At 56.5% G+C, this 22351-nt stretch carries 19 protein-coding genes; all 19 read right to left on the bottom strand.

Annotation, left to right across the window (positions count from 1 at the left end):
- Positions 1-191 precede the first annotated feature (191 nt).
- Positions 192-2591, bottom strand: a complete 2400-nt coding sequence (locus IV098_RS00155) for a right-handed parallel beta-helix repeat-containing protein (RefSeq protein WP_296885228.1) — start codon at positions 2589-2591, stop codon at positions 192-194.
- Between the two features lie 319 nt (positions 2592-2910).
- A complete protein-coding gene (locus IV098_RS00150) occupies positions 2911-3675 on the bottom strand; it encodes a glycosyltransferase family 2 protein (RefSeq protein WP_296885226.1) in 765 nt (254 codons plus the stop codon).
- Entirely contained in the window at positions 3672-4871 is a 1200-nt protein-coding gene (locus tag IV098_RS00145; protein ID WP_296885223.1) for a glycosyltransferase family 4 protein, read from the bottom strand. Before IV098_RS00145 ends, IV098_RS00150 begins: the two co-directional genes overlap by 4 nt.
- Before the next feature lie 6 nt (positions 4872-4877).
- Positions 4878-6386: an oligosaccharide flippase family protein gene (locus IV098_RS00140; protein WP_296885221.1), complete on the bottom strand. Its 1509-nt coding sequence runs from the start codon at positions 6384-6386 to the stop codon at positions 4878-4880.
- Positions 6383-7876: an O-antigen ligase gene (locus IV098_RS00135; protein ID WP_296885219.1), complete on the bottom strand. Its 1494-nt coding sequence runs from the start codon at positions 7874-7876 to the stop codon at positions 6383-6385. Before IV098_RS00135 ends, IV098_RS00140 begins: the two co-directional genes overlap by 4 nt.
- A gap of 154 nt (positions 7877-8030) precedes the next feature.
- Positions 8031-9026: an acyltransferase gene (locus IV098_RS00130; protein ID WP_296885217.1), complete on the bottom strand. Its 996-nt coding sequence runs from the start codon at positions 9024-9026 to the stop codon at positions 8031-8033.
- 140 nt (positions 9027-9166) lie between these two features.
- Complete coding sequence (locus tag IV098_RS00125; RefSeq protein WP_296885215.1) at positions 9167-10072, bottom strand: class I SAM-dependent methyltransferase; 906 nt, start codon at positions 10070-10072, stop codon at positions 9167-9169.
- A gap of 153 nt (positions 10073-10225) precedes the next feature.
- Entirely contained in the window at positions 10226-11194 is a 969-nt protein-coding gene (locus IV098_RS00120) for a GDP-L-fucose synthase (RefSeq protein ID WP_296885213.1), read from the bottom strand.
- Entirely contained in the window at positions 11191-11739 is a 549-nt protein-coding gene (locus IV098_RS00115; RefSeq protein WP_296885212.1) for an ORF6N domain-containing protein, read from the bottom strand. Before IV098_RS00115 ends, IV098_RS00120 begins: the two co-directional genes overlap by 4 nt.
- 3 nt (positions 11740-11742) lie before the next feature.
- Positions 11743-12828 carry a GDP-mannose 4,6-dehydratase gene (gene gmd, locus IV098_RS00110; protein ID WP_296885210.1) on the bottom strand — a complete coding sequence of 362 codons (1086 nt, stop codon included), beginning with the start codon at positions 12826-12828 and terminating at the stop codon, positions 11743-11745.
- Between the two features lie 51 nt (positions 12829-12879).
- The gene (epsI, locus tag IV098_RS00105; RefSeq protein WP_296885208.1) at positions 12880-13572 is read right to left on the bottom strand and encodes an exosortase-associated protein EpsI, B-type; all 693 of its coding nucleotides are present in this window, start codon (positions 13570-13572) and stop codon (positions 12880-12882) included.
- Positions 13573-13596: 24 nt separating this feature from the next.
- The gene (gene xrtB, locus IV098_RS00100) at positions 13597-14490 is read right to left on the bottom strand and encodes an exosortase B (protein ID WP_296885207.1); all 894 of its coding nucleotides are present in this window, start codon (positions 14488-14490) and stop codon (positions 13597-13599) included.
- Positions 14491-14494: 4 nt separating this feature from the next.
- Positions 14495-15472 (bottom strand): chain length determinant protein tyrosine kinase EpsG, encoded by a 978-nt coding sequence (gene epsG / locus IV098_RS00095; RefSeq protein ID WP_296885204.1) that lies wholly within the window; start codon positions 15470-15472, stop codon positions 14495-14497.
- Positions 15430-16815 (bottom strand): chain length determinant protein EpsF, encoded by a 1386-nt coding sequence (epsF, locus tag IV098_RS00090; protein WP_296885202.1) that lies wholly within the window; start codon positions 16813-16815, stop codon positions 15430-15432. The genes epsG and epsF overlap by 43 nt, the downstream gene beginning before the upstream one ends.
- A 12-nt stretch (positions 16816-16827) precedes the next feature.
- A complete protein-coding gene (gene epsE, locus IV098_RS00085; protein WP_296885200.1) occupies positions 16828-17622 on the bottom strand; it encodes a polysaccharide export protein EpsE in 795 nt (264 codons plus the stop codon).
- A 194-nt stretch (positions 17623-17816) separates the two neighbouring features.
- A complete protein-coding gene (gene epsL, locus IV098_RS00080) occupies positions 17817-19001 on the bottom strand; it encodes an XrtB/PEP-CTERM-associated polysaccharide biosynthesis outer membrane protein EpsL (protein WP_296885198.1) in 1185 nt (394 codons plus the stop codon).
- Positions 18998-19654 (bottom strand): CAAX prenyl protease-related protein, encoded by a 657-nt coding sequence (locus IV098_RS00075; RefSeq protein ID WP_296885195.1) that lies wholly within the window; start codon positions 19652-19654, stop codon positions 18998-19000. The genes epsL and IV098_RS00075 overlap by 4 nt, the downstream gene beginning before the upstream one ends.
- A gap of 38 nt (positions 19655-19692) precedes the next feature.
- A complete protein-coding gene (locus IV098_RS00070) occupies positions 19693-20673 on the bottom strand; it encodes an EpsD family peptidyl-prolyl cis-trans isomerase (RefSeq protein WP_296885193.1) in 981 nt (326 codons plus the stop codon).
- A 131-nt stretch (positions 20674-20804) separates the two neighbouring features.
- Positions 20805-22325, bottom strand: coding sequence for an amidophosphoribosyltransferase (purF, locus tag IV098_RS00065; RefSeq protein ID WP_296885190.1), 1521 nt, complete (start codon positions 22323-22325; stop codon positions 20805-20807).
- Positions 22326-22351 lie beyond the last annotated feature (26 nt).

Below are 22351 nucleotides of genomic sequence, written 5' to 3'. Positions count from 1 at the left end.
TTTTAGCCGATCACGCAGCGGGATAAGCGTCAGCGTGACAACTTCCCGACAACGCGCCTTATGCGCGTCAATACCCGCCATGGTCGCAAGACGCCCATTGCAAAACAAACAGCAGCATTTACAACTATCAATTCAGACGCTGTCGCTATCCGGCAGCATCCCGTTGATTCAAAGCTGCTTGCTTATACAAGTCAGGGTATGTAGACGACTTGACCGCTCCGGGGAGGCATGTACATCGGCCATACCGCCGGTGATTGATCAAGCAGGCGTGCGCCCGCGCAAGATTGTGTATCCGCAAAAGGGCATCCCAGGTTCGCCGATTCATCGCCTGGATTGATCAACGAGGCAAAACGTTTCGTTGGCGGCTGGTACGTCGCTTCCTTGAAACCGACAAAATTGATTTTGATGTCGTCGGTCGGCTTCAGGTGGATATCCAGGCGAGCAGATGACTCGGACGTATGCGGCTTGAATACCGTACACACATTGAAGTTGCCCAGGGCATCTGGATAAACATAAAGTACGGCGGCCCGATTTGTGTACGGGTAAGCTGACTGACGGAGCACGACCGGCACACGGGTCTGCCCACCACTGAAGTTGCCAGACAGCGATAGCACATGGTCCTTGCCAGCCTGTTCGGCAAACAAGGGCGAACTGACAATCGTCTCACCCGTGGTGCCAGCCTGTACATGCAGCGGCCCATCGGTCAAGCGCCTGGCATCGCTCTGGGTTGACCAAAGTTTCCATAGCGATCGATTCGCCGGATCGACTTTGGTGATCGCACTTGTCCAGTAAAGACTACTGGTGTTGCAAGCTGACTGATTGGCCACGAGCAGCGTATCTTTAGACCAGTGCGTCGAGCTCAGATCGGGCAGCACCCGGGTGATCAAGCTACCGAACCAGTTTTCCTGCGTTGGGCCATACTCGGTGGCAGCGAAATTATTGCCTGAAATATCGGCGATCCCTTCAATACCCAGTGAACTGTCCAACAGTATCGACGGGATATTGGTCGGGGCAACAAGGGTGTTGTCAAAGACGATATTGTTGATCGTGACACTACTGGACAGCGCGCCGCGTTCGGACAACATGAGATTTCGCACTTTGGCATCGAACACCGTGTTGAGATGTATCCATGTATCACGCGTGTTATGCAAGTAGATACCGCGTTCTGTGCCCTCGACATAGTTTCCGATAACACCGATTCCAGCTGCAAAATCATCTAAATAGATTCCAGCAACCAGCTTCTGCCTGGTACCAGCGATAGTGCCGCCCTTGTCGCTTAGCAGATTGTCCGTAACCTTCGCACTAAAATACGCCCCACCCTTGTTAATGCCTGATGTATAGATATACCCACAATCCTCCAGAACCTGACAGGCACTCAAAACGACATTGTTGGCCACCAATGACCCGACATCGAACATGATGCCCACGTAGGCAGCATTCTCGATATAGTTGAGCTCGACCGTTGCCTGCGGCGAATCAAGCAAAGCAATTGCTGCAATCGATTTTTTCGGATTGGGCTGGGTACCGATATTGCGCAGGTCATTTCCACGGATCACCGCGGAGGGTGATTGCGTGACATACACACCGTCATACTGCGTTGTATCCGCATTGACCCCCGAAATTGTGATATTCGGACTGTTCGCGACGCGTACAAACGCACTCCTGACGTTGCGGATTTCAAGATTGTTCAGGCTGACATATTTACTGCCTGCGACACTAACACCCTGACCGCCGGCATTGGTAATTTTCAAATCTGAAATTGACGTGTAGTGCGCCGATGCAAGCGTGATGCCATTTATCTCGCCCGACACTTCGACCGTGCCTGTAGTACCGCCATGCATCACCAGCTGGGTGCGCGCATCATTGCCCCAGGCCCAGTCACCCGCCTTGGCCATCATCCAAGACTTTCCTTCGAGATAATAAGCCACCCCAGGCGCCGGCAGGTACTTGAAGCTCTTGTCGAGTTGCGCAACCCCCACCAGCGGAACGTCGGTCAAGCTCCGCTCTTCAGCATCGTGCGGATTGACCCGGGCAGTCAGCACGGAGCCTGCCAATTGGCTCTTGGTAAAACTTTTGATCGCATCGGGCAAATCGAAGCGCGCGCTGCTGGAAACATATCCCGTTAATAACGCATCGCTTGCCGGATAACGTGCCATGCTTTTACTCTGGCCATTTACGAATGCCATGGCAATCGGCTGCGTATGAGTGCCAACCCATTGCGTGTTGACTGAACTCAGGCTCAGTGGTTTTGAAAGACGTAATTCCGGCTTATTGTTCCCGGTGCAACTGCCATACGAGAGGACATGAATGGGGGAAGCCGCAGTACCCGCAGCCGTCAGCATGAGCGGCTCGCGCCAGACTTCACCACATTTAAGGAGCCCACGGTCGCCTGCTTGAAGCTGGGCAACAAGCCGCGTCAGGGTCTTGAATGGGCCGTTACTGCCACTCGGCGCGGCCAGTTTTCCAGTAAAAACATCGTTCCCCTGTGTGGCATCGACATAGTAGTCCGTTGCCCAGGAGACGGTTGTGGAAAAAGCGAACAGAGCGACGCATAGCGTTCCCTGTCCCATTCTTTTGCTCGAATATTGCATGGCTGCTTCCCCATCAAAATGTCATTTCAAATTTGCTTGCACTGAGTCGAGACCATACGAGTCCGCTTCAGCTAAACAAGCCGAGCTCCCTGTTAGTTGTTGATATGAAAAATTTGAGGCAATCGTACGAGAAGGCAATACGCGTTACGCGCGCACTTTGCTCAGTTGAGACGCCGAGTGGGCATCTTTGAAAGAAGCCACTACCCAATTACGGCGGTGCGATGCCTAACTTTAGACATGAAATGACACAATCAAGGAAATCGCAGCAGCATCGTCAGATGCCATCCATGCAATGCACGCTTTAAACGGGATCGTGTAGTTACAGCTTTTCTTTCCCGGTCAGGATTCTTCCCAACCGCTGTGCCTTGTGGCGCAGATTGTGGGCCAGCGCACCGATTCGATAGTGCAGCGGATGGATGTATTGCATCCGTACCGCATGGCGTTCGTCACGCAGTTTCTGGATGTTGCGGGCATGGGCACCACCTGTGTGGAAGCGAGCGATGTCGATGTCTTCATACCGCCAGGCTGCCCCTGATCCCAGCACGCGCAGAAACCAGTCGTAATCGGCATTGATACGGAAATCGGTATTGAACACGCCAACGCGCTCGAACAGTTGTCTACGGGCAAACGCCCCCTGATGGTTGAGGTCGAGAAACACCAGATTTTGCGGATGGATATGGCCAAAAGTGCGGTGGTCTGACGTACCGTCCGGCCGGTCGTACACGACATTCCCCCACACCAGATCGACCTCTGGATGCTGCGCGAAAACCCGCTTTACCTGCGCCAGCACTTCAGGGTTATGCAGCCGATCATCGGCGTTCAGGAAATACAGCACTTCGCCGCATGCCTTCGCGATGCCCTTGTTCATTGCGTCGTAAATGCCCTTGTCGGGTTCGCTGGACAGCACGACCGGCAAGTCGTCGAACAGGCGCACCACATCGAGCGTGCCGTCGCTGGAAGCGCCGTCCACGACTACGTTCTCGAAATCGCGGCAGGTCTGCTCGCGCGCCGATTGCAGGGTATTTTCAATGCTGCCCTCGGCGTTGTAACACACGGTGACAAGCGAAAAGAACGGCGTGCTCACAAGGCATATACCCGCAAGAACTCAGGGAGCAAGGTTTCGATGTCGGCGCCGAAGGGTTTGACTTCCATTCTGTTCGGCATGATCGCGTCGGCCTGCATCAACCCCTTTGCCAGCGCTGTCATGTCATCGAACAAATGCAACTGGCCCGGCCAGCGTTCGTAGCATTTCAGCTCGGGCGTGCCGCCACGCGCCAGCGCATAAACGGGTTTATAAAGCGCCAAGCCTTCCAAGATCGTGGTACCGCATGATTCTTCACAAATCGACGGCACGACGATGCGCCCAGCCCTGGCCGTTTCGGCCAGCGCATCGGACTGCAACTTCCAGCCATGAAAGCGGATATGCCGCGCAGCATGACGCGCTTCGCAGGCCGCGCGGTCGGGGCCGTCGCCGATCAGGTCAATGCGGTACGCCTGGTCGTCGAATACGCGCAAGGCATCCAGCAAATCCATGACGCCCTTGGCCGCATCGATGCGGCCGACGAAGAGAATGTGCGCCGGATCGCCCGACTGCGGCGCTGGCAGTGTTCGGGTATCTATGAAGTTATGGATGACGCTGCATTTGCGAATATCGGCACTGGGCACATGGCTCAGAAATGCCCGCCGCAAAAAGTCCGACACAAACAGGGTCTTGTGCCGTGCAAAAGCATCGGCAGTCTGCGTCCGATATTGCTTGACAGCCCAAGCCGCCAGTTGTCGACGCCATGCGCCCGGCTGCGCATTCAGCGCACAGGCCGCGCAATCATGCGGATCGCTGCTGGTGCACACCGCGCCTTGCTTGAAACGCACATGGATCAGGCATTCGCTGCCCTGGTCGTGCCGGGTTTGTACGAAGTTGATCGACGCGGGTATCTGGCGGCCAATCAAAGGGTAGTGGCCGTGATAGTGAATTACATCGTAGTCGCTGGCATGCTCCAGGATGGCGAGAGCGATGCGCCCAGCAATGGCGGGACGCTTGTACGGGACAAAGGTGCCCAGCGTAGCTTCCTTCCACCCCGTTCCGGAAAGATCGAACCCCGCGATAAACGGACCATCGAACCCGACTTCCGCACGGCAGGATTCATAGTCATGATGCCGGGTCCCCATCAGCGTGACCTGATGGCCAGCCTGAATAAGCGCATTGCCCAGTCTGACCGTGTGCTTGCCAAGGCCACCGAGGATCGGCGCCGGGATATCTTCACTGACCAGCAGAATTTTCATGCGCAATCAAACGCTTGGGCGAGGCGCCCGCAAGCGCCCAAGCAGTGCACGCCGGTCGGCACTGCGGAAAATAAAAATCATGGCATAAGCTGCCAGCGCCAAACCTTCCACCAACAGCACCAGGAAAGTCTGTGACATGGGCAGCGGAGGACTGCCAAGGCGTATAGCGACCATGCCCAGCGCAATGGCCAGGATGGGCAGGCTGGGCGCGACTACCACGCGTACATAATCCCGAAGCCGCACCGGCACGCTGCGGCCATGTACATAACCCAGAAACAGAACCGTCATCAGAACGGAGACGACGAGTTGCGCCCAGGCAGCCCCCATCATGCCAAACTCCTTGACCAACAGCAGCGTCAAGGCCACGCCCAGCAAGGCACGGCTGACTGCGAAACCACCGGTGATATGTGGCTGCCCCAAGCCGTCGTTGACGAGTGAGGGTGCGTTGGTGAGGGAATCGATCAGAGACGCAAAAGTGATGAGCGTCAGCACGGCGGCGCCGCCTGTCGCGAGCGTGGGGCCTATCCAGTAGAGCAGGATCTCGTGGGCCAGTGTCGTCAGCATCAGCGCCAGGCTCACGTTAATGAAGAACACGTAACGCGCGGCATATAAATACAGCTCGCGCAGGCGGTCGATTTCCCGGTTGGCCGCCAACGCGCTGGCCACGGGAAACAGCACCCCGCCGAGACGGTAGCTCAAGGCGAATACCCGGTTGACGAGCATGAAGGGTACGGCGTAATGCGTGAGTGCGCTCATGCTGGTGAGCGCACCCAGTATGAGTTTGTCGCCCTGCGCATAGGCCACCGTAGCCAGGCGGCTGAGATAGGCGAATCCACTGAATTTACCCAGTACGATCAACGTCTGCTGATCGGGTTTCACCAAGACGAAATCCGGCAGCAAGCGGCGAATCATCCCCAGCAGCACGGCATTGTTCACCACACTGATGAGCACCCGGACCGCGACGATTTCGACCAGGCCATAACCCAGCCACAGGGTCAGCACCATGGCCAGCGGGGTAAGCACGCCAAATATCGACTCGAGCAACGCAGACTGGTCGTAGCGACGTATCGACTGCGGCACGCTGTTGAGATAAATCTGCAACTGACCGAACAGAAATCCAAAAGCGGCGAAGACGAGTGCCTGTTCTGCCTCGCCTCTAAGGTGAGCGGGTATGGCGAACACGCTATCCAGCAAGGCATCGGTGAACAGCAAGACCAGGCCGCACCCTGCCAGGCCGATGATCAGATACAAGGCCATGCCGCTGGTGAGCGTTTGATTGCGCCGCAATACATTGCCGGTTGCATGATGCTCGGCGACATACTTGACTGAACCGGCCGTGACGTTGAGATCGAGAAACGCGAAATAGCCGACGATGGCGGTGATCAACGTCAATACGCCGTAGCTGGATTCGCCCAGCGTATTGACGATGAACGGTGTAGTGAAAAGCGTCACCAGCGCGGGCAGTACGCCGCCCATGAAATTGGCCAGCCCGTTACGCAGGGTTTCGAATTTCATTGCTGCGCCGAAAGCCCATTGGCGAGGGTGGGCTTGGCCGCCCCCTGTGGCTGACTAGCCTGTTCGCGGGGCGCGCTCATTTTGGCGATTGCCAACGGCACCGCCAGCACCAGCCCGAGCCAGATCATGGTACGGAATTCGGCAACCGGCGTGCCGGTCAGCAGATTCGGGATGAAGAAGACAAAGCCCGCCCGGAAACTTTCGAAAATTGCCAAACGGTTCTCGGGTATCCAGCGTCGCATCCGGCTGGCAAAGCGCCACACGGCCACAAGGATGCCGGTAAACAGCACCAAGCCCACCAAGCCGGACTTGAGCAGCACATGGCCAAATCCGGAGTGGACAAAGTCATAACGCCCTTGGTGAAACAGCAGGGCCAGATGCTCGCTCGCCCCCACTTTGAACGAGCCCCATGTACCCACTCCAAAGAGGGGTTTCTCTTTCACTGTTTGCAAGGCTGCGTACAACTCGAAAAACCGGCTCTCCTTGTCTGTGAGGCTTTTGGCTTTAGCCGAATCCGGGGCGATCCGCTCGATGAAAGTCAGGTCCGTTCGATTCAAGGTCTCCTCGGCACGATACGTGCCCACTGCCAGCAAGGATGGCAAAACGACCGCCACGCCCAGCACGAAATAAATCCAGCGTCTGTTTGGCGGTTGCCAGTACAGGAAGAAAGCGCCAGCTAACAACAAGCCAAACCAGTTGGTACGCCGGAAAGAAAAAACGATCACCAGGATTTCAGCTGCCAGACAAACCAGGAACAACCATTTTGCGCCCGTGCTCAACTGCTTCCACTCGTGCGTCAGTCGCCATGCAAAGTAGAACGCCGAGACGGTCGCGATCAGGCCTTCGTTGATATCCCAATAGGTAATCTTGATGTTCAGACCGCCGAGATTTTCGTAGGCATTCTGCGGATCGCCACCGAACAGAAAAAAACGTCCCAAGCCATATAGGGCATGGTAAACAGCCACACCCAGAAATATCTTGGTCAAGCCTGCCAAGTCTTTATCGTCCTTTAGAACCGTGGCGACAATATAAATCACCATGATCATGTGAATAACATTCATCAGACCACGTTGCGATAAAAGGGTTTGCCAATGTTCGCCCTCGAACAACCCCACCGTGATGTGCCCGGCGAACATCACGACGAATAGCAACATCCATACGCCGCCCGATTGCTTGAGCGGGCGATATCCACTGAACTGATTTCCTAGCCATGTAGCCAGTAGCAGGCCGTAAAGATAGAACTGGATGATCGGAAAAGGTAGGTAGCGCCCCCCCTTGGAGTACACGCTAAATCCCCCCCCAATGTCCTCGACCCTGATTCCGTAAGCCGTGTTGACGAAAATCAATACCGCAGCAAAGAAAGGCAGTGCGCCGTACTTTGGGTACGCGATAAAAAGTCCCAAGGCCAGGATCGAGACAACTGCCATTCCGATGACGACGCCAAACGGAAGGCCGTATCCGAACAGGTAAGCAAAAATCGTGTTCCCCATGCTTAACCCGCCTTTCTGTCCCGCATGGATAGGCATTGGCTTTGATCGTAGGTAGAAGCCAATCCGTCAATAACAGGTGTAATGACACCGAGCACCCTGCTGATCACCACCCGCAAGTAAACTGGCCTATTCAGCATTCGATAAATAATATTCATCACGAAGTGATTCGATCCAATGGTGGCCATTTGACCAGCACCCATTTCTTAAAGGCGATTGGCAGTAACACCCCCGCAGCCGTCAGAAGAGGAAAATAAATCAGGAAATTCAAGCCATCCCAAGGCATCACTTTCAGGCCAATACCTTTCACTAAACCTATGAACAAGGTATTAAGCAAATAGATCACGAAAACATATTTTCCGAAGATCAGTAGCAGCTTGGAATCATTCAGGCCAGGCAGGCGCACCAAGAACATTAGTGCCGGGATGGAAACCAGCCCAAGCACTAATCTTGGGTTCGGCAGCATACGGTAGGAAAGTGATAACGCAACAAATAGTCCTAGTGCCATCCAACCGAATTTATCCAGAAAAACAAAAAGCTTATTGGAATTACGCGCGAGGACAACACCAATCAATAGAAACAGCGCGTATTCGGCAACGCGATCCAAGGCGAAATAGCTGGTCAGATCGAAATGCACTGCGTATGCAGCTACACCAATCGCAAGAAGCGGCCATGCAAGATTTCCGCTCAGCCGCCGCAAGAATGGGAAAACAAGATAGAAGATAAACAGAACGTAGATGTACCAAAGGGAAGATGCACTGCTGTAAATCGGGCGAATCAAGATATCCACCACCCCCTCAACAAGCCCTTGCGGCACATTGTCGACATGCATCAAATGGCTGGCGATTGTTTTCCCGATTACAACTAAAAAAGCGACTGCAAAAAACGCTGGCATCAGGCGCATGAATTTGCCGCGCGCATAGTTGAAATAGCCTCCAGAAACCTCCATGGGCTTGAATGTGTACTCCATGACGAATCCGCTAAGGAACATGAAGAACGGCATATGGAATTGGTAAATCCAGTGCTTCAGCACGCCGTACCAATCAGCACCATACAAGGGCGTGCGCGCCTCGATATGGCCAACCACCACTAACAATATCGCCAGTCCTTTGGCTCTATCGATTTCGAAAATTCGGGGCTTCTTTGGTGTCACGCACATTTCTAATGTACCCAGTGTGACTGCTTGAAACTATGCTTTCGCATAGTCGACGCGCCTGGATAGCGCGGTTCGCCACGCCAAATATAACGAGAAAAAATCGATAAACTTCATGAGGGAAATTGAAATCAATGTGCTCAAGCTGCAACCGATTTCTGCATTTTCACTACAGCATTGACCAGTCTTGGCATCTCTGTGGTGACTACACTCAACTTGCTGGAAGCCAAAATCCTCTCCACGGGTATCCCTGAAAACCTCTCAAGCCGGCGAAAAAATTTGAGCAACAAGCCTGCAAACGGATTCCCGCGTAGCGGCCCCCACTCCAGATAGTCGATTGATGCCAACGAGGGCGACTCGGAAATATATGCAATCTCCGTGTCGGTGAAATCAGCGTGTCCAATCAGGGCTTTTAAACTGGGGGCGCTGTACTCCCTGGCATAAAATTGCTTTTCGTTTGTGGGGCTGTTACGTTCGTACACGCCTCCTTGTACATAAACGACGTTGGGCTTGTCCTTGCACGGTGTCGTTATAACCAGGCTGCCGCCCTGCTTCAGTACCCGCTTGAGTTCGCGTAAAGCAACAATATCGCCGCCCTCTTCCGGGAAAATATGTTCAAGCACGGATATGCTGAAAATTTCATCAAATTGATTATCCGAAAATGAAAGTTGGCGTAAGTCCTCCTTGCTGATAACCAGGTTATCAAGCTGAAGAAGCGTCCTGATTTTCTCAAAGGGCTGGAGTTCATAGTCCGCGAAATTGACATACTGGAATTGCACCTGCGGATGTTTAGCAGCCAGTGCAAATGTCAGCCACTGAGGGCCTCCAGCATCAAGCACCAAACTTCCGGGCTGCAGCTGCAACCGTGCCAATACCGCACCGAATTCGGCATATCGCATGTAATCGATCGGGCGACTCACACGATGCGCGGCTGAACGTCTCAGATCATTTTCAATGCTGGAGTTTGATGCCACCGTACCCGCCAAGCTGCGAATTGTCTCAGCATAGCTATTAACTGCCTTGAGCAAACTTTCATCCAGTGCCATGTCATACCCTTCTAAAAGCCTTCTCGTGAATCCCGTGTGAGGTTTGCCACGCAAGAGCAGTAACGATGATTGAAATAGGAACGTCTAACCCGTGTGCACCAGACGAAACAGAATCAAAAAACCAAGCTTGAAATTACACGCGGTACAAACTAATCACATTGCCGCCATGAAATCCTGATACGCCGTCGCCAACCCGCTACGCATGTCGGTCGTCGCCGTCCACCCCATCGCATTCAGCCGTCCCACATCCATCAGCTTGCGCGGGGTGCCGTCGGGCTTGGTGGCGTCGAATTCGAGCGTGCCCTGATACCCAACTGCGGCCGCCACGGTTTCGGCGAGTTCACGGATGGTGAGGTCGTGGCCCACGCCGATGTTCATCAGCGGCGGCAGGCCATCGTTGCGGTCCTGCCCCAGCAACGGAACGAATTGCGCATCCGACAGGTTCATCAGGTAGACGCAGGCATCGGCCATGTCTTCGCTGTAGAGGAATTCGCGTTTTGGCGTGCCGGTGCCCCACACCGTGACGCTCGGTGCATTCGCCAGCTTCGCTTCGTGGAAGCGGCGGATCAGGGCGGGGATGACGTGGGAGTTTTCCGGATGGTAGTTGTCGCCAGGGCCGTAGAGGTTGGTGGGCATGACGGCCAGATACTGGGTCTTGTACTGACGGTTGTAGCTCCAGCACATTTCGATGCCGGCGATCTTGGCCAGGGCATAGGGGCGGTTGGTGGGCTCGAGTTCGCTGGTGAGCAGGTGCTCTTCCTTCATCGGCTGCGGGGCGAGTTTGGGGTAGATGCAGCTGGAGCCGAGGAACAACAATCGCTTTACATCATTCTTGTACGCGGCGTGGATGATGTTGGTCTGGATGGCGAGGTTGTCGCGGATAAATTCGGCGGGATAGGTATTGTTGGCGTGGATGCCGCCGACCTTGGCCGCGGCGAGGAAGACATAGTCGGGCTTTTCGGCGGCGAAGAAGGCTTCGACGGCGGCCTGGCTGGTGAGATCGAGTTCGGCGTGGGTGCGGGTGACGAAGTTGGCAAAACCCTTGGCACGCAGGTTGCGCATGAGGGCTGTGCCGACCAGACCGCGGTGGCCGGCGATGTAGATTTTGTCGTTTGCGTTCATTTCTTTGTTTTTCCGGAGGCTGCATCCGAGGTAATAAAACCGATGGGGCGCTTGCTTTGCTCAGGTGGGGTCATGAGCTGACGGATCGCATCAATAAGCCCGGCAATCGCTTGATCATGGCTGCCGATCTTTCTCTCCAGGGCTTCCAGCTTGGTTGACAGCTCCTTGTGGGTGGAGAGCATTTCGCGAAGCTTGACGAAGGTGCGCACTACGAGAATGCCAACCTCGGCAGCCACTTCAGAGTTCAGCACACTGGAGAGCATGAGCGCACCATGCTCGGTAAAGGCATAGGGCGCGTAACGACGGCCGCCACGCCCGTTTGAGGTCACAAATTGTGATCTCAAAGCCGCCCACTCTTCATCCGTCAACTGGAACATAAAGTCGGCCGGAAAGCGCTGCGAATTGCGTTTGACAGCCTGTACCAGAACGCGAGTTTCGACGTTGTACATGGAAGCCAGGTCAGCATCCAGCATGACCTTGTGCCCACGTACGAGGTGAATGCGTTGAGCAATCTCCTCCGGAACAAGACTGGTTGGCTTATTCATGAATCACTCGTGGTAATCCATGGCCTTGTAGCCATGCTTCTTCACCAGCTCGTCGCGCTCGGCAGCCTTGAGGTCTTCACGCACCATCTCGGCGACCAGCTCGGCAAAGCTGATCTTCGGGGTCCAGCCGAGTTTGTTCTTGGCTTTGCTGGGGTCGCCGAGCAGGGTTTCAACTTCGGTGGGGCGGAAGTAGCGGGCGTCGACGGCGACGATGCATTTGCCGTTGGCGTCGTAGCCTTTTTCGTCAATGCCCGTCCCTTCCCAGCGAATCTGCATGCCGAGCTCTTTGGCGGCGGCGTCGACGAAGTCACGAACCGAGAATTGCACGCCGGTGGCGATGACGAAGTCTTCGGCCTGGTCTTGCTGCAGCATGAGCCACTGCATTTCGACGTAGTCTTTGGCGTGGCCCCAGTCGCGCTTGGCGTCCATGTTGCCGAGGAACAAACAGTCCTGCAGGCCGAGCTTGATGCGGGCGAGTGCACGGGTGATTTTGCGGGTGACGAAGGTTTCGCCGCGGATGGGGGATTCGTGGTTGAACAGGATGCCGTTGCAGGCGTACATGCCGTAGGCTTCGCGATAGTTGATGGTGATCCAGTAGGCGTAGAGCTTGGCGCAGGCGTAGGGGCTGCGCGGGTAGAAGGGGGTGGTTTCCTTTTGGGGGATTTCCTGGACGAGGCCGAAGAGTTCAGAAGTGCTGGCCTGGTAGAAGCGGGTTTTCTTTTCGAGACCGAGGATGCGGATGGCTTCGAGGATACGCAGGGCGCCTAACGCATCAGAGTTGGCGGTGTATTCGGGCTCTTCGAAGCTGACGGCGACGTGGCTCTGCGCGGCGAGGTTGTAGATTTCGTCGGGCTGGACCTGCTGGATGATGCGGATGAGGCTGGAGCTGTCGGTGAGGTCGCCGTGGTGCAGGATGAACTTGCGCTTGGTGACTTCGGGGCCTTCGTACAGGTGGTCGATGCGGTCGGTGTTGAACAATGAGGTGCGGCGTTTGATGCCGTGGACTTCGTAGCCTTTGCCCAGCAGAAACTCGGCGAGGTAGGCGCCGTCCTGGCCGGTTACGCCGGTTATTAGGGCTTTTTTAGTCATGGTGATTTCGCTATCAAGTAAGGTTGTGGAATAAAAAGGCTAACAATTCGCTTACAGGTCCGCGCTAGTATTGCCGACGATGCGCTGACGACCTGCCGGAGACATCGCCTTAAGCATATCGCGTGTAAAGTTATCCTGTATTACGTAAGCTTTGGTATCGTCGGTTTGGATGCTCGACACACGAAAAAGCAGGCCGTCCGGAATTTTTCCGGTAAGACCAAACTTGAGTTGCTGAAGCTTCCATTTCAGGCCATTCACGGCGACAACGTCACCCACAGTGGTCCAGTACGTGATCGGCTCAATACGCGGCCCTTGGGTGGCCACCAACCGCTTGACCGGAATCACACCTTCGCCTGTAGCAAAAGTATCCATCGCGTTTTTGATAATCTGGAATCCCTGCCCGGGGTAACAGACCTCGGGCTTGTGCACGGCCATGTTGTCGCTTTGGTCGCCGCCATAGGCGATCGACAGCATGATGCGTTCGTTACGCGAATTGATATAGGTGCGCGTAAGCGTCTGGTTGTAAATTTTGTTGATAAGTGCTTCTTGCTCAGGGTTTGCGATGAGCGGAGCGACGGTTTCGTCGATTTTCCAGTCGCCAAAGACTTTGGGGATCATCACTTCCAGATCAATCTTGGGTCCGGAATCCGCAACCTTGACGGTGGGTTTGAGTGCTAGCGCCATACCCGCGGCAGCAAACATGCAGAGGCCAATAACGAGATGCTTAAAGCTGATGAGTTTCATGTCGAACCCCTAGAATTCCGGTGATCAGGCCTGTGCCCGGGTGCGCGGCCGGTCGGGGAAAATAAAGCCAAGAATGCCGTCCAGTGCAAACAGGAACAGCAGGCCGATGATGAACAGCATGATGCCGGCAAAGCCGTGCAAGAAGCCCTGTCCGGCTTCGTCGCCCATGTGATAAGTCACCAGCACCAGCACCATGACGCGCACAATGTTCGCAAAAAATGCGATCGGCAGAATCGCGGCCATGATGATGAGGTTGCGGGTGGTGCTGGTGTGCTGCATCAGATATAGATACAGCAAGCCCATGGCCGACAGACTGAACATGGAATGCAGACCGGAGCAGGCATCGGCCACCAGCAGCTGATAGGGGCCGACAGTGAGCGTGACGCCGCTGCGCCCGATGGGATACCCGGCCGCGTACAAAACCTGTTCTGCGATGACCGAGATATATTGCTTGAGCGGGCCGGTGGCGGCATCGACGACGAAACCGGGCAGTGGAATGATGAACAGCAGGAAAAACAGGGCAAACCACAGGGCACGGACTGATTTCATGCCCAGCGTAATCAACAGCGCTCCCAGAATGACCGGGATCTGCGAACCGATTTCAAATAGCAGAATATCCTGCGACCGCCCCAGCGCATAGGCCAGCAAACCGATGACCAATACAGTCCAGCCGATTGCCGCTTCAACCCGCGTGGGTTTGTCTGCCGCTGTAAATACATCGCGCCGCTGCCAGATCAGATACAGGGCAACCACCAGCACGATGGGGCCGTGCGCATGATCGTCCTCGTTCCACATGCCATGCGCCAGCATCCAGTAGGTGGGCACATACAGCACCAGCAGACCGAGCACTACCGGCCACCAGGATTTCAGCGGGGCCAGGGCATCGAGCATTGAGGCTCGTTGGGCAATTGCGGTCATGGCATTAGTCCAGTACGACGGCACCAACCACTTGTGCGCCGGTGAAGGTGATTTTCTCTTTCAGCTCGGCCAGCGGCACCAGACGGCTGACGTTGCGGCGGGTAGCGATGAGCATGCCACCAACGCGTGCAACGATTTGCTGGAAATCAGAGCTCAGCTTCGACGGTGCAACATCAATTAGGATGATGTCGTAACTGGCTTCCAGACTGGACAACAAGGTATCGAACGTGGGGCGCGCCAACAGCTCGGCCGGGTTGGGCGGTGGAGAACCGGCGGTCAGCACGCTCAGGGTGGGAAAGGCCTTGACGGCACGCACCTGCACGGAAGCTACGCGCTCGGCCAGCACCTCGGACAAACCTGCATTGTTGGCCAGGCTGAAAACCGTGTGCTGCTGCGGCTGCCGCATATTGGCATCGACCAGCAAGACCTTGCGCCCCATTTGAGCAAACAGAACTGCCAGGTTGGCGGCCAGGTAGCTGGCGCCCTCGTCGGCGCTGGCGCTGCCCACGGCCAAGGTTTTGCGACCATCGCGGAACCAGCGCAGCATCAGTTCGGATCGAACCGAACGTAGTGCTTCGGCTTCCTTGCTATAGGGTGCGGTGGCGGCGGTGAGCTCGGGGCTCAAGCTGGCCTCGGCTGCCGACATGGTTGGGTATTCGAACTGATGCGACAGTGCCTGCTGAATATCAGCCTCAGTCACCAAGCCAAGTTTTAGTGCGGCCTCGCCAAAACGCAGGTTTTGTTCCTGCTGTAGCTTGAGAACTCGCTCCATGTCTTGTGGTTTTAGCTTGCCGGCATCCTGCAGCAGCTTGCCCATGTTGGCTTCAGCACGAATACTGAGCGCCGCCTCGACGATGCTGCCCTGCTCGCTGCTATTTGTGGGTGAATTCATGTGAATCTCGGCTTGTTTGTTAAGGTGGCTGAATGTCTGGATAACGCTCAGGCCATGGCGGGGCGATTGCGGATTAACAGGCGACGCCACTTTTCCAAGCGGCGACCTTTTTTGGTCACCTCGGCCAACACTGTTATATCCAGGCCGGCGATATCCTGCCCGGAACGTACCCGGCGATCCAGCAATTCGACCAAGAAACCTATACCCACACCCAGCAAGGCGCCGAGGAAAACTGACATCAGAATGTTCAGGATCACGCGTGGTTTGGACGCTTGGGTAGGTGGCACAGCCGGATTCAATACGGCGATATCGTTTTGCGTGGATTGCGCTTCCATGCGGCTCTGACCATAACGCTGCAAGGCGGAATCATAAACTTGCTGAGCGTTTGCCACGTCGCGTGCCAGCAAGGTGGCCTCCTCACGCTGCTGCTTCAGCGCCAGCACTTTGGATTTTTGCTGTTCAAATGCAGCGCTCAACTCGTTGAGACGTTGACGCGCTGCGCCTGCTGTGGCTCCGATACCACGTGTCGCGGTATTGAGTTCCGTTGCCAGCTTGGTTTTGTAGCTATTCACCTCAGCCTGGGTGCGCAGGTATTCGGGATGGTTTACTCCCACACGTTTGGCCAGGTCGGCCAGTCTGCCTTCGCCTTGCGCGACTTGCGCTTTAAGGCCTTGCACCACAGGATTGTTGATCACTTCAGGCTGGCTACTACCATCACGCGTGCGCGAAGTGGCGTCGAACGATGCCGATTGCGCGGCCACTATTTGCCCAGCGAGGTCGCCCATGCGACGGGTTTCGACGTCAAGCCGCTCCTCAGACTCAACAATGCCTTTTTCGCGTTGATAGGCAGTGAGCTTTTGCTGGGCCTGATCCAGGTCACTCCGTAATTGAACAATCTGTTGATCGAACCATGCGGCGGTAAGTTTGGCGGGAACCAGACGAAGTTCAAGGCTGGTATCAATATAAGATTTGGCGAACGCGTTGGCCACAATGGCAGAGAATTGTGGATCAGCACCGCTGAAACTAATGGAAATGATGCTGGATTCGCGCGAAGGTTCAGCCGTCACTTTTTGCAACAACAAATCACCCAGCCATTGGTTGATATTGCCTTTGCCTTCGGTGGCCTGCATGAACTGTTCTCGGGTACCTGGACTCTCAGCCAGCTTCAGATCAGCTACGACCCTGCTCGCCACTTTGCTACTGTTGATGACGTCGATCTGGGTAGCCATATAACCAGGAAACATCTGCGACGGAAACATCTGGCCTGTGAAAGGATCCTTGCTCTTGGAATCAATGATCAATGTAGCTGTTGCAGTGTATTCCTTGGGCAGCAGCAAACTCACGGCTGCAGTGACAACAACCGTGAAGAGCAGTACGCCCAGGATGATCCACTTGCGCGCGTTCAGAATGAGCAGAAATTGGGTGAAGTTCATGATTTGCGTCTCTTAAAACAGGCTTTCCTTGACGTAAATCACGTCGTCTTTTTTGACCAGGTCGGCCAGTTCGGCGTCCAGTTCCTGCAACGTGCCATCGGCGGCGCGGCGCAGGATCAGGATGCCGCGCTGGGTGCCACGCGAATTCACGCCGCCCCCCATCGACAGCGCCTGCACCACGCTCATGCCCTGCTCAAGGCGAAACGAGCCGGGGCGCTGCACTTCGCCGTAGATGTAGAACATCGGCTGGCGTGAGACGTTGAGCACGTCGCCGTCCTGCACCAGTACATTGCTGGCTTCGCCACCCTGCTTGAACAGGGCCACCAGATCGATGTCGCGATACTCGGTTTTGCCGTCCTGGGTGCGCACCAGGGTCACGGCATCGGCGCCATCGGCACTGATGCCGCTGGCGAGCGCCAGTGCATCGGTTACCCGGCTGACTTTTTCGAGCGTGAACTTGCCCGGCCGGTTGACGCGTCCCAGCACCGAAATCTGCTGGCCGCGAAACTGGACGATGTTCAGGTTGACGTTGGGGTCGACGATAAAGCCGCCTTTGGACAGGCGGCTGGCGATATCCTTTTCGACAGCGGAGGGCGTCAAGCCAGACGCCTTGACCGCGCCGATCAGCGGAAACGTCAGCCCGCCATCCTCGCCCACGCGCGCCTCGGTGGTGAGGTCTGGGTTACCGTACACGGTGATGCGCAACACGTCGCCCGTACCCATTCGGTAATCATCGTCCGCACTCCAGGCGGGCGCTGCCAGCAGCAACGCACACATCATCAAAAGACTACGCCACACTTTGTTCATGCTTCTCTCCAATGACAGCTGCCAAAAAGACAGTCCGTTTTCCTGCTTGATTTTTACCGAGACAACCTCTGAGCCCGGCCTGTCACGTTGATTCCATCTGCTTGCCAAGCTTATCCGCGGATGATTACGGTTGACACCAGCACGTCTGCATTTTTCAGCAAAATTCATACCCAATTATTACCAGCCCCCATCCGTCAAAAATCCGCCCGAAAACTGACAAATACTGAATGAAAGCTGTAATCGTTGACAGATATGTTGGAATCCCGACTTCCTGCCTGCAAACCCAGATCAATCGTGGCCATACGTACTGGCATATAACTTACCGACAACGTACCGCTCAGCGTATCTTCATTGCGCGTGGTACCAACGATCACCACGCCTGGGTCGCCCTGATAATCGCGATTCTCAAAACTGCCATTGGCACGCAAGGTGATTTTATCGGTGACCAACCAAGCTGCGCCCAACGAGGTACCGGTATTCAGCGAATACGTGGCATTGGTATCGTCCGAGTTTCCGATCTCGCGATATACCGCGAGGTTAAACAGGGTTTTCCCGGATGCAGAATAATCCGCCGAAACACGCCCATTCCAACCCGCGTAACTCCGGGCGGAAACAACGGGGTAGTCACGCTGCACATATCCCAATCTGCCCCGAGCGGTAAGCTTGCCCGTAGAACGCCAGTCACCCAGAAAATTGTATTCGGTCTGGCTGTAGCTGTTGTCGATAAGCCCCAGCGTGCGGTTGGGGTACTCAGCCTCCACCTTGCGTAGCTGGCCTGACAAACGGCTGCCCTTGGGGGTGATGTAAGTCATGGTGGCACCCATGCCCTGATCCTCGTAATCCGAGACAAGTTGCGCCGGGGCACTATTGGCGACGTCTGCTTGATCCACGTTCAGGCCGATCTGCCAACGCGGATGAAACAGCCAATTGGCACTGGCAAACTGACGATTTCGCGTGACTTCGTTCGGCACAAAACCGACCGAAACGTCGCTGTAACTACTTTGAGACTGGGTGTTTGTCGCGCCCACCTGACCCGACCAGTGATTACCCAACAGCCAGTTCCATCTCAGCTGATAGTCATAACCGTCGTTATCCTGCGAGCTGTAACGTGAATAACGTGTCTGACTCAGGCTGGCGCTGGCCAGAACACGCTGACGGCCGGGCTGCCAGTCCACATTCAGCCCGGCACTCAGCACGCCATATTGGTCTGTCGTCTCAGAAAACGCTTGCGAAGCCCCAGCAATTTCGGCCTCTGACAGGCGAAACAGGTTGCTGTCGTAATACCGCGTATACGAAACAAACGGCCGGAAGGTGTCGCCCTCCTTGGCCAGGCTTGGCAGCGCCAGCATCATCATCACGCCGGCCAGCAGCCACTTCACCAAAACCTCCAGTGGCCCGTCGCCACCACGTACGCGCCCAGCATGCCGTTGGTGACGGCATGCGCAATGATCGGCGCCCACAGGTTGCGCGTGCGGATATAGAGCCAGCCATAGGCCAGACCGGCAATCAGGCCGGCCAGCCATTGCAGGTGCTCAACGGCAAACAGCGCACTGGCGATGAACAAAGCCTTGAGGCCGATCTGCGCCGGGTTGAGGATCATGAAATCGGGCTGCTGCACCCAGCGCTGCAGGAACGAGCGCCAGAACAGCTCTTCCATCAGCGGCACCACCAGGGCCGCGCCCGCAATGCGGAACGCAACCAGCAGCCAGTCGATCTGGCCATTGGCATCGGTGGGGTTGTAGCCTTTGCCCATCTCGCCCATCAGCATCCAGCCGGCGTCGAGGTTGACCCACAACACCAGCACCACGATGCCGACGGCCAGCGACAGCAACACGTGCTTGAATGGCAGGCGCGATTTCAGTTCGGTGTAGTGGCGCCACAGCACGGCCAGCGCCAGCGCAACCAGCACGGCTTTCACCGGATACAGCCAGCGCACGTCGAAGCCGGGCGCCCAGTCGGGCAGCAGCCCTTCCAGCGCAAGCAGCGCGATATACAGCCCGAACGGCAGGCTGCGGACGAATATGGGGGACATAACGAAAATGGGCGCGGCTTGTCGCCGCGCCCACCCGATTAGTTCAGACCTGAAACGCCTTTGCTGATCGCATCGGCGTCAGCAGCAGGCGCTGCGTCCGCTGCCGGCACCGCAGCGGCGGGCGCGGCAGGCGCTGCCGCTTCAGCCGGTTTGGCCGCCGCGGGCTCCTTGCCGGCATCGACAAATTCGCCCACATATTCGATCTTGGCGGCCGCTTTCAGCGCATCCACTTCAGCCTTGGCAGCCTTCTGGCGCGCCTGCTGCTGCAGCAAGCGACTGATTGCGGGTTTGGCCTGCTCCAGCGTTACTGGCTGTGCCTGCGAACCGGCCAGCACGATGACCATCAAGCCATCCGGCGTGTTGACCAGCATGGCCTGACCGTCCGGCATCGCGGCCAGCTTGGGCAGCATTTCGAGCGGCAACTGTTCGGCTGGCTTGACGCCCTGCGCGGCCTTGACTTCGTATTTCTCGGCTTTCAGCCAGGCGCCAAAGTCATTCAGGGTCTTGGATGCGGCCAGCTGGGTACGAATCGCTTCCACCTTGTCTTTCGGCGCCTTGATGGAGATTTCCTGCAGGCGGTAGATCTTGCGGTTGGCAAACAGTTCGGGGTGGGCGTTGAAGTAATCGTTGACTTCGGTGTCGCTCGGCTCAACCGGTGCGCCCAGTTTGCGGCTCATGTAGGCCTCGGCCAGAATCTGCATGCGCGCGGCCGCCAGGGCCTGCACCACAGCGGGGTCGCGATCCAGCTTGTCGGCTTCGGCTTTCGCCACCAGAACCTGCTGGTCGACCAGATTGCGCACCACTTGCAGCGATGCGGCCTTGGACTTCTCTTTATCGAGATTGGGAATGCGTTGCAGGGCGAAATTGACTTGATGCACCGTGATTTCGGTGTCGTTGACCTTGGCCGCGACCTGGGTCGGGGCTTTTTCTTCGCTTGCAGCTTCTTCTTTCTTGTCGCCGCAACCTGCTGCCAGCGCAGCGATCAGCAACGGCAGAACCAGCTTTTTGAAACCTTGCATGTTGTCTTCCTCAAATCCGGGTTTTAGAAATTATGTGGGTCGAATGTTACACCAAGCCTACAGTCTGGTTACAGAGGCAGAATGCGTGCCAGCTGCCGGGCGGGTTGCCCCGCCCTCGCGCGCACCAAAACTCAATCGCCCGAAGCCAGATTCAGGTCGAGTTGCTGGGTGGACAGCGCCGAAGGCGGCGGCGTTTCGCCGTTGCGGATGGCTTCAACGGACTGCAGGTAGGCCGGCGTCACGTCGCCGGTGATGTAGCGGCCGTCGAAACACGAGGTATCGAAATCGACGATGGCCGGGTTGCCCGATCGAACCGCCTCCACCATGGCGTCCAGATCCTGGTAGATCAGCGCATCGCAGCCGATTTCACGGGCGATTTCATCGTCGCTGCGGTCGCTGGCGATCAGCTCGTTGCGCGTCGGCATGTCGATGCCGTAGACGTTGGAAAAGCGCACGGGGGGCGAGGCGGAGGCGAAATAGACCTTGGTTGCCCCGGCGTCGCGCGCCATTTGCACGATTTCGCGGCTGGTGGTGCCGCGCACGATGGAATCGTCGACCAGCAGCACGTTCTTGCCTTTGAATTCTTCGCCAATAGCGTTGAGTTTTTGACGCACGGACTTCTTGCGCAACGCCTGCCCCGGCATGATGAAGGTGCGGCCGATGTAGCGGTTCTTGATGAAGCCTTCGCGATACGTCACGTTCAACTGATTGGCCAGCTGCAGCGCCGAGGGTCGGCTGGTGTCCGGGATCGGGATGACCACGTCGATCTCGAGGTCGCCATGGTCGCGCAGAATCTTCTTGGCGAGCGACACACCCATGGCCAGGCGCGTACTGTAGACCGACACGCCGTCGATGACCGAATCCGGGCGCGCGAGGTAGACGTATTCGAAAATGCAGGGGTTGAGCACGGGCTTGTCGCTGCACTGGCGGCTGTGCATCTGGCGCTGGTAGTCGATGAAGACCGCTTCGCCCGGCGCCACGTCGCGCAGCAGGCGAAAACCAAGCGCATCGATAGCCACGCTTTCCGAGGCGACGATGTATTCGTGCGGGGTGACCTGCTCGTTGATGCCGATCACCAGCGGGCGAATGCCGAAGGGATCGCGAAACGCCAGCAGGCCATGGCCGGCGATGAAGGCGACGACAGCATAGGCACCCTTGCAGCGCGCATGCACGCCGGCAACTGCACCGAAAATGGTGTCCAGACTGAGCTGTTGCCCGGCGCCGCGCACCTGCAGCTCGTGCGCCAGCACGTTCAGCAGCACTTCGGAATCCGAATTGGTGTTGACGTGGCGCAGGTCGGAGCGGAACAGCGACTCTTTCAGTTCGTCCGTGTTGGTGAGGTTGCCGTTGTGCCCGAGCACGATGCCATAGGGCGAATTCACATAGAACGGCTGCGACTCGGCCGACGACGACGCGCTGCCCGCGGTGGGATAGCGCACATGCGCGACGCCCATGTCCCCCAGCAGGTTGCGCATGTCGCGGGTGCGGAACACGTCGCGCGCCAGCCCCTGGCCCTTGTGCATATGGAAGCGGTTGCCTTCCGCGGTCACGATGCCGGCAGCATCCTGGCCACGATGCTGCAGCACCATCAGGCCGTCATACAAAAACTGATTGGCCGGCGTGTTGGAAACGACTCCGATTACCCCGCACATACTGCGCACCTATTCACAAGATTATT

The sequence above is a fragment of the Thiobacillus sp. genome, from assembly GCF_018780105.1.
Classification (GTDB): Bacteria; Pseudomonadota; Gammaproteobacteria; order Burkholderiales; family Thiobacillaceae; genus Thiobacillus.
Note: the sequence above shows the minus strand (reverse complement) of the source record. Positions and strands in the feature narration are given on the sequence as shown.